This is a genomic window from Streptomyces sp. PU-14G, assembly GCF_041028275.1.
Lineage (GTDB): Bacteria > Actinomycetota > Actinomycetes > Streptomycetales > Streptomycetaceae > Streptomyces.
In genome coordinates, this window is the sequence record NZ_JASKYT010000352.1 from 1 (window position 1) to 7,731 (window position 7,731).

Here is a 7,731-nt window from a genome sequence, read left to right on the forward strand (position 1 = left end):
CGGCACGCAGGTGCGGTGGATCTACTGGACGTCCGGCACCACCTCTCAGCCGCGCGGGGTCCGCCACACCGACCGCAGCCTCATCGCGGGCGGCTCGTGCCTCGCGCACGCGCTGCGGCTGCGCCCCGACGACGTCGGCTCCATCGCCTTCCCGTACGCGCACATCGGCGGCCCCGACTACCTGGTGATGCTGCTGCTGTACGGGTTTCCGGCCGTGCTGTTCGAGAGGTTCGCGCTGCCGGACGCGCTGGCCGGCTACCGTCGCCACCAGGTGACCACGGCGGGCGGGTCGACGGCCTTCTACGCCATGTTCCTCGCCGAACAGCGCAAGCGGCCCGACGAGAAACTGATCCCGAGCCTGCGGCTGCTCGCGGGCGGCGGCGCCGCCAAACCCGCCGAGCTGTACCACGAGGTGGTGACCGAGCTGGGCTGCCGGCTCACCCACGGCTACGGCATGACCGAAGCACCCATGATCACCATGGGGGCGCCCGACGACACCCCCACGCACCTGGCCACCACCGAGGGGCGCCCGCCCGCCGCCATGGACATCCGGATCACCACCCCGGACGGCACCCCGCTGCCACCCGGCAGCGAGGGCGAGGTGCGGTTGCGCGGCGAGGCCGTCTGCCAGGGGTACCTGGACGCGGCACAGACCGCCGAAGCCTTCGACGCCGACGGATTCCTGATCACGGGCGACCTGGGGCGCGTACTGGAGAGCGGGCATCTGGTCCTCACAGGGCGCACCAAGGACATCATCATCCGCAAAGGAGAGAACATCTCGGCCAAAGAGGTCGAGCAGCTTCTGTACGAGCACCCCGCCGTCGCCGACGCGGCCGTGATCGGGCTGCCCGACACGGAGCGCGGAGAGCGGGTGTGCGCCGTGGTGGAACAACCTCCCGGCGCGCCGCACGTCACGCTCACCGAGCTGACCGCCTACCTGCGCGAGCGCGGACTGGCCACCTACAAACTGCCCGAACGGCTCGAAGTGCTCGACGCGCTGCCGCGCAACGAGGCGCTGCGCAAAGTCCTCAAGTACAAGCTGCGGGAACGATTCGCCTGACCTGCGCGGGCCTCAACCGGTGCCGGGGACCGGGTGTGAGGGCGGCGAGCGCGTGCGCGGCGGGGCTCATGAAGGGGTTCGCGGCGGAGATCGTGAGTGTGTGCGCGGCGGGGCTCGTGAAAGGGTTCGCGGCGGGTGTTACGCGGTGAGTGGGCCCGTGGCGGCGCGGGCGTCGGTGGCCGCCTCCAGGTCCGGGTAGCAGTCGAAGAGACGGCGCACGCCCAGCGCGGAGAGCACCCGGTTCACGTGCGAGCCCTCCTCTGCGCCCCGCGCGGGCAGGATCAGCCGCAGGCGGCCGGCGCACGAGCGCATCAGCCGCCGGGAAGCGATCAGCACGCCCACTCCGCTGGAGTCGCAGAAGAGGACGTCGGACAGGTCGAGTACCAGGCTCCGGCGCCCGTCGGCCACGGCGTCGTGCACGTGCTGCCGCACCGCGGGCGAGGTGACCAGGTCCAGCTCACCTGAGACCCGGAGCACGGCCCACGCGCCGCGCTCCTCCTCCAGCACCTTCAACGACACTCCCCGCAACCCCTTCGTCGATCGCCTACAGCAGTCGGCTGCCCTGCGCGCCCCCTCCAAAACTGGTCCCGGGGAACGACCCTATGCCGTCCTGAGGTATTACCCCGGGAAACCTGCGGGAACTTGTGGTCACGCCCCCATAACTCTCGGCAGCACGCGCCTCTTCCTCCTCTCTACCCCCGTTCATCCCACCGCGCACCTGCCGTACGTGACGGAAACCGCACTGTCCGCGACCGTCAACGGGAGCGCATTGCGGCAAAGGGGCGTGCGTTGTCAGTGCCTCGCACTACATTCGAGGGGTTGACGGGCATCACACGAGTGGAAGCGGAAGCGGAACCGCCGATCACGGCGACACCGCGCCGCAGGGAGCGGAAGGCGACGCCGAGAGCTGGGGGGCAGCATGGCGCACGACACAGCACCGCGTTGGGACCGGAAGATGCAGCAGCGCCTTGAGCGCGGCGAGGCGGCGGCGCTCGGCGAGCTGTACGACCGCTTCGCCTCGCTCGTCCGCAGCCTCGCCCACCGCGTGCTGGACGATGACGAGGCCGCCGACCACGCCACCCGCGACGTCTTCGCCTACATCTGGGAGAACCCCCACTCCTTCGACCCCCGCGAAGGCCCCATGCGCTCATGGATCGCCGCGCTCACCCAGCGGACGGCGACGAGCAGGCTGCGCCGCCTCCAGCGCAGCGACGGACCCTGCTCGCCCGAGGAGTCCGAACGGATCGAGGAGCAGGTCCGGGCCGCCGCGACCGCCGCCCGGGCCGACTACATCGTCACCTCGATGCCCTCCTCGCTGCGCGCCGCCCTGGAGCTCGCCTACTTCCAGCGGCGCGACTACCGGCAGGCGGCGGACACCCTCGGCGTCACCGAGGACGAGGCCAGGCGGCGCCTGCGGCTGGGTCTCCAACTCCTCTCCTCCGCCATGACCCGGCCCGCCATGGCGCCGCCGGGTCCGAGGGGCCGACCATGAGCGGCCCCTCCGACCCCGACGGGGAGGGACCACCGCGCGCCCCGCGCGGAGCCCACGAGTCCGCCGCGCCCGGGCTTTCCGAGCAGCCGGAGAGGGAGCGGGAGGGGATCGAGGAGCGGGAGGTGTCTGCTGAACATCGCGTTCCGCGCCAGGCAGACGCGTCCGACCGTCCGCGTCTCCTTGACGGACCGGAGGTGCCGCGCCGGGCCGAGGCGTCCGGTGGTTCCCTCCCCTCCGACGCGCCCGAGGTCCCGCGCCAGGCAGACGCGTGCGACGTGTCCCGCCGCTCGGAGGCGTTCGGCGCCTCCCGTCGGCCGGGTACGCCCTCCGGGCCCGGGCACGAGGACCCGCCCCGCGCGACCGAGCCGCACGGACGCACCGTGCTCCTCGACCACACCGTGCTCAAATCGCTGCTCGGCGCCTGGGCGCTGGCGGCCTGCTCGGCCGAGGAGACCGCCGCCGTCGAGGCACACCTGACCGACTGCGCGCCCTGCGCCGACGAAGCGCTGCGGCTGCGCGACGCCGTCGGCCTGCTGCACTCCGAGGACAGCCTCGACCTCGACCCGGCGCTGCGCGCCCAGGTCCTCGAAGGCTGCCTCGACCGCCGTCCCGCCCGCATCCCTCTGCCCGTCTGGGCGGCGCCCTTCGACGCGGAGACCGCCCGCCTCGACGCACTGCTGCGGGACATGGCCACGGAGGAGTGGCGGGCACCGGTGCGGCTGCGCTGGTTCGACGGACGCCGGGAGACGGGCCGGGACACCACGGTCGCCGGCATACTGGGCCACCTGCTCGCGGTGGACGGCCTGGTCGCGACCGGTCTCGGCCTGCCCGATCCCCTGCCCGCCGGAGCGCTGCCCGTCGAACACGACGCGGGCCCGCAGGCGCGCACGGAGCTCTACTGGGCGCTCGATCGTGCGGCCCCGCACACTCCGGCCGCGCGGAGGCCCTGGCGAGAGCAGAGTCACGCCATGATCCGGGACGTCTCCTTCCTCACCGCCGCCGACGCGGGAGGCCCCGGCACCGACGCCGGACTGAACGGACCGACCAGGCCGGTCGGGCCGACCGGACTGACCGGGCCGGTAGGACCAGCCGGGCCAGCCGGGCCGACCGGGCCGGCAGGACTCGACGACGTGTTCAGCGGCCCGGACGAGGCGGTCGCGCGCACCCGGCTCGTCTCCTACGGCGGCTTCTCCCTGCCGCTGCCCGACGCGTTCCTCGACCGGGCGTTCGAGTGCTGGAAGCACGCCCAGGACATCGCCGAAGCGGTCGACTACCCCTACGGACCGCCCGTCGCCGCCCATCTGAGTCCGCTGGTCGACCTGGCCGCACGCCAACTGCCCGGAGCGCTCGCCGCACGCCGCCGGGCCGGGCTCGCTCCACCGCCGCGCGGTCTCGCCCCGGCCGGCGCACCGGGCCGCACGCTCCACCTCGAAGTCGAGGGTGACGGCGGTGGCGACTGGTATCTTCCGCTCGACTCACCCGGCGCACGCGCGGGGCCCGAGGACACGGTCGCCCACGTCGCCCTGGATTCCCTCGAGTTCTGCCAGCTCGCGGCGGGACACGTTCCGCCACTGGAGGCTGCCGCCGGGCAGGACGGCGACCGCGACGCCATCCGCGACGTGCTGTTCGCCGCCGCCTCCCTCTCCCGCATGTGACCTGGGCCCTCTCCCACGCCCCGGGGGCCTACCGACCGTGGTCAGTCCGACCGGTGGGGCCGCCGGACAGCGGGGGGAGGGAGGAGGCGGCGGATGCCCGTCAGGCGAAGACGACGGTGCGGTGGCCGTTGAGCAGGACGCGGTGCTCGCTGTGCCATTTGACGGCGCGGGCGAGTGCCTGGCATTCGACGTCGCGGCCGACGGCGACGAGCTGTTCCGGGGTGACGTCGTGGCCGACCCGTTCGACCTCCTGCTCGATGATGGGGCCCTCGTCGAGGTCGGCCGTCACGTAGTGCGCCGTGGCACCGATCAGCTTGACGCCGCGCGCGTGTGCCTGGTGGTAGGGCTTGGCGCCCTTGAAGCTCGGCAGGAAGGAGTGGTGGATGTTGATGATCCGTCCCGACAGCTTCTTGCAGAGGTTGTCGGACAGCACCTGCATGTAGCGGGCGAGCACCACGAGTTCGACGCGCTCCTGCTCGACGATCTCCAGCAGCCGTTCCTCGGCGTCCTGCTTGGTGTCCTTCGTCACCGGGATGTGGTGGAAGGCGAGGCCGTAGGAGTCGACGAGTTCGGCGAAGTCGGTGTGGTTGGAGACGACGGCCGCGATCTCGACGGGGAGCGCGCCGATCCTGGAGCGGAAGAGCAGGTCGTTCAGGCAGTGCCCGAACTTGCTGACCAGCAGCAGGACGCGCATCTTCTCCTCGGCGCGGTGGATCTGCCAGTCCATGCGGAAGGAGTCGCCGACCGCCGAGAAGCTGGCCCGCAGCTTGTCCACCGTGGTGGTTCCGGTGAAGTGGACGCGCATGAAGAAGAGCCCGGTGTCGCGGTCCCCGAACTGCTGGGAGTCCTCGATGTTGCAGCCGGTCATGAACAGGTAGCTGGAGACGGCGTGCACGATGCCCGTGTTGTCGGGGCAGGAGAGGGTGAGAACGAACTGACCCGGTTGCCCGCTTTCGCGGCTCTCTTCCGGGTTGCCGGTCTCGTCGGAAACGGGGTGCGACTGGCTCATGGCCTCAAGACTGGCACATCGCGGCGGGTGCCCCGTCACACCGTCCGCAGCATGATCGCCAGCACTTCGAGGGAACGCGGCGGCTCGTCCGGGTCGTCTCCGTCGGCGGTGGCGAGCCTCACATGGGCCTCGCGCGCCGCCCGCACCGCGTCCGGCCAGGCCTGGTGCTCCAGGTACGAGGCCACGGGGGCGTCAGCTCCCACCTGGTGCATGATGCGCAGCACCCGCAGGACGGCCGCGTCGACGAGCTCGGCCTCCTGGTCGTCACGGAAGATCGTCCCGACGTACTTCTCCGCCGACCAGTTGTCCAGCCAGGTGTCCTCGACGAGGCGGTAGACGGCGTCCGTCACGTCACCGTATCCGGGACGACCCGCCAGCCAGCACTCCTGCTGGAACGTCTGGTCGGAGAGCATGTGCAGCGCCGAGCGCACGTTGCTGCGCCAGCGCCACCAGGGCACGTCGTTGACAGGCATGCCACCTATGGTGGTGGAACGACGGCCACGGCGGGAAGACTTCGTGGTTGCTGCTTGCTGCATGGTCACCGACCCTACGTTCCGCGCACACCGGCCACAGCCTGGGCCCTGGCCTTACGGGTGGACAGCCTTGGGGCGCCCCTCGGATGCCGTTCGGGCCTCCTCCGGGCGGGCGAAAGCCTCACAGCTGGCCGAACTGGCGCTCCTTGAGCCCGTACTTCTTCGCCGTCGGATTCCACAGCCCGGCCGCCTTCTTCTTGGCGGTGGTCGCGGTGCCGCTCGCGGTGTTGCCCTGGGCGGTCTGTTTGGTCGGTTTGGCCTTGCCCTTGTGGCAACCCTTCTTGCCACCCGCCTGATCCGCCCAGGCCGCGTAGTGGTTGTCGGCGGACGCCGAGGACTTCCACGCGCTCTTGAGCGCGGCGGTCAGCTGACCGCTGTTGGGGATCTGGTCCGTCTTCAGTTCCCCGAGGCGCCGTACCAGAGCCGTACGCTGCCTGGCTGCCGCACGCAGATCCTTGGCGGCCTTGCCCAGGGCCTTGCACTGCTTGATGTCCTCCACGGAACGGATGACCGTGGCGCGGCTGTTGTTGCTGTCCGCCAGCAGCGCGTCCAGCTTCTTCGCCTGTTCCTCGGCCGGATCCGGCGCCTTGGAGGTCTCCTCCCCCGCCGGTTCGCTGGAGGCCTGCGGCTTGTCCTCACCGCCGCCGCCCCCGCCGCCCGCGAGGAGCAGGCCGCCGACCACCAGACCGATCACCGCGACACCCGCGAGGCCCAGCACACCGGACGGCACCCCGCGCCGGCCACCGCGCTCCCCGCCCCGCCGGGCCGCCGCCCGGCCGCCCTGCGGCTCGTGCCGCTCCGAGCCGGGCTGCGGGTAGCCATAACCGGCCCGCGGCCCGCCCGGCTGCTGCGGATAGCCGTAACCACCACGCGGACCCGAACCGGGCTGCGGGTAGCCGTAGCCACCGCGCGGGCCCGAACCGGGCTGCGGGTAGCCGTAACCGGCCCGCGGTCCGCCCGGCTGCTGCGGATAGCCGTAGCCACCGCGCGGCGGGGCCTGCTGTTCGGAGGCGTGGTCGAAGAGCGGCAGGCTCTGGGTCGAGCCCGGCTCGTCGTCACCCGCACCGCGCGGACCGGCGCCTGGCGCGGACGCCGAGCCGGACTGTCCGGACTCGGACCTGAAGAGGCTCTCGAACTCCGGCAGCGGGCGGCGCTCACCGGTTCCGGACGGTACGCCGTCCGCCGGCGGCTCGGGGGACGGCATCATCTGCGTCGCCTCGCCGCCACCGGGCACGGGCGCGATGTACTGGGTCGCCTCGCTGTCCGGCCCGCCCACCGGGCCCGCGGGCTGCGGCGGAAGGAGCTGCGTGCCGTCCTCGGACCCGGCGGACGCCGCAGCGTGCCCGTGCGGGTCCTCCGCCGGGAAAGGCGGGAAGAGCTGCGTGGCCTCGCTGTCGGGCCCCGGCATCTGTTGCTGCGGGGCGGGCGGCGCGGACGGATGCTCCGGGTAGGTGCCGGCCTGCGCGGGCAGTTGCGGAGCCTGACCCGTCTGCGGCAGCGCGTGCCGCCCCCGGGGGGCGGCAGGTTCTTGTGGAGGCCCTTGCGGAAGGGGTCCCGGAGGACCGGCCGCACCAGGGCCCTGCCCGGCAGCCGGCCCGGCATACGACGCCCCACCGGGCTGCGGCGCACCGCCGGGCTGCGGCGCACCGTCGGGCTGCGGGTATGCGGGACCGCCCGGTGCGGGCGGATAGGTACCGGGAGGGGGCGGACCTCCCGGTGCGGGCGGATAGCTGCCCGGAGCCCCCGGCGGGGGCAGCGGCCCCGCCCCGGCGGCCGGCTGCTGTTGCCCGTACGCCGGTGCGCCGGGCTGCCCGGGTGCGGGAGCGTGCGTCGCCGCGTGCCCGCCGGGGGCGCTCGGCGGCTGCGCGTACCCCCCGTGCCCGGGCTGCGGCGCGCCCGGCCCCGAAGGGCCGGTGGGAGCGGCTTGCGGCATCGCGCCCGGGCCGGCGCCCWGGGCGGGCGGCATCGAGGGAGGGTGCGGC

Annotated in this window: 7 protein-coding genes; 3 read left to right on the plus strand and 4 right to left on the minus strand. The window is 73.0% G+C overall.

The window, feature by feature from the left end; all coding sequences use genetic code 11:
• Window positions 1-1,060 (plus strand): class I adenylate-forming enzyme family protein (locus AB8Z75_RS28470; RefSeq protein WP_369206924.1); only part of this gene is annotated, 1,060 nt, incomplete at its 5' end.
• 138 nt (window positions 1,061-1,198) lie between these two features.
• Here the strand turns inward: AB8Z75_RS28470 and AB8Z75_RS28475 are convergent.
• The gene (locus AB8Z75_RS28475) at window positions 1,199-1,579 is read right to left on the minus strand and encodes an STAS domain-containing protein (RefSeq protein WP_369206926.1); all 381 of its coding nucleotides are present in this window, start codon (window positions 1,577-1,579) and stop codon (window positions 1,199-1,201) included.
• A gap of 400 nt (window positions 1,580-1,979) precedes the next feature.
• Between AB8Z75_RS28475 and AB8Z75_RS28480 the strand changes: the two genes are divergently transcribed.
• Both AB8Z75_RS28480 and AB8Z75_RS28485 read left to right on the plus strand, forming a co-directional pair.
• Window positions 1,980-2,552 carry an RNA polymerase sigma factor gene (locus tag AB8Z75_RS28480; RefSeq protein ID WP_369206928.1) on the plus strand — a complete coding sequence of 191 codons (573 nt, stop codon included), beginning with the start codon at window positions 1,980-1,982 and terminating at the stop codon, window positions 2,550-2,552.
• Window positions 2,553-2,932: 380 nt separating this feature from the next.
• On the plus strand, window positions 2,933-4,207 hold the full coding sequence (locus tag AB8Z75_RS28485; protein ID WP_369206936.1) for a zf-HC2 domain-containing protein: 1,275 nt from the start codon (window positions 2,933-2,935) through the stop codon (window positions 4,205-4,207).
• A 100-nt stretch (window positions 4,208-4,307) separates the two neighbouring features.
• Here AB8Z75_RS28485 and purU read toward each other — a convergent pair whose 3' ends face one another.
• The 3 genes from purU to AB8Z75_RS28500 all read right to left on the minus strand — a co-directional run bounded on the left by purU (window position 4,308) and on the right by AB8Z75_RS28500 (window position 7,157).
• Window positions 4,308-5,216 (minus strand): formyltetrahydrofolate deformylase, encoded by a 909-nt coding sequence (purU, locus tag AB8Z75_RS28490; protein WP_369206930.1) that lies wholly within the window; start codon window positions 5,214-5,216, stop codon window positions 4,308-4,310.
• A gap of 35 nt (window positions 5,217-5,251) precedes the next feature.
• Entirely contained in the window at window positions 5,252-5,752 is a 501-nt protein-coding gene (locus AB8Z75_RS28495) for a hypothetical protein (protein WP_369206932.1), read from the minus strand.
• Window positions 5,753-5,870: 118 nt separating this feature from the next.
• Window positions 5,871-7,157 (minus strand): hypothetical protein, encoded by a 1,287-nt coding sequence (locus AB8Z75_RS28500; protein WP_369206934.1) that lies wholly within the window; start codon window positions 7,155-7,157, stop codon window positions 5,871-5,873.
• Window positions 7,158-7,731 lie beyond the last annotated feature (574 nt).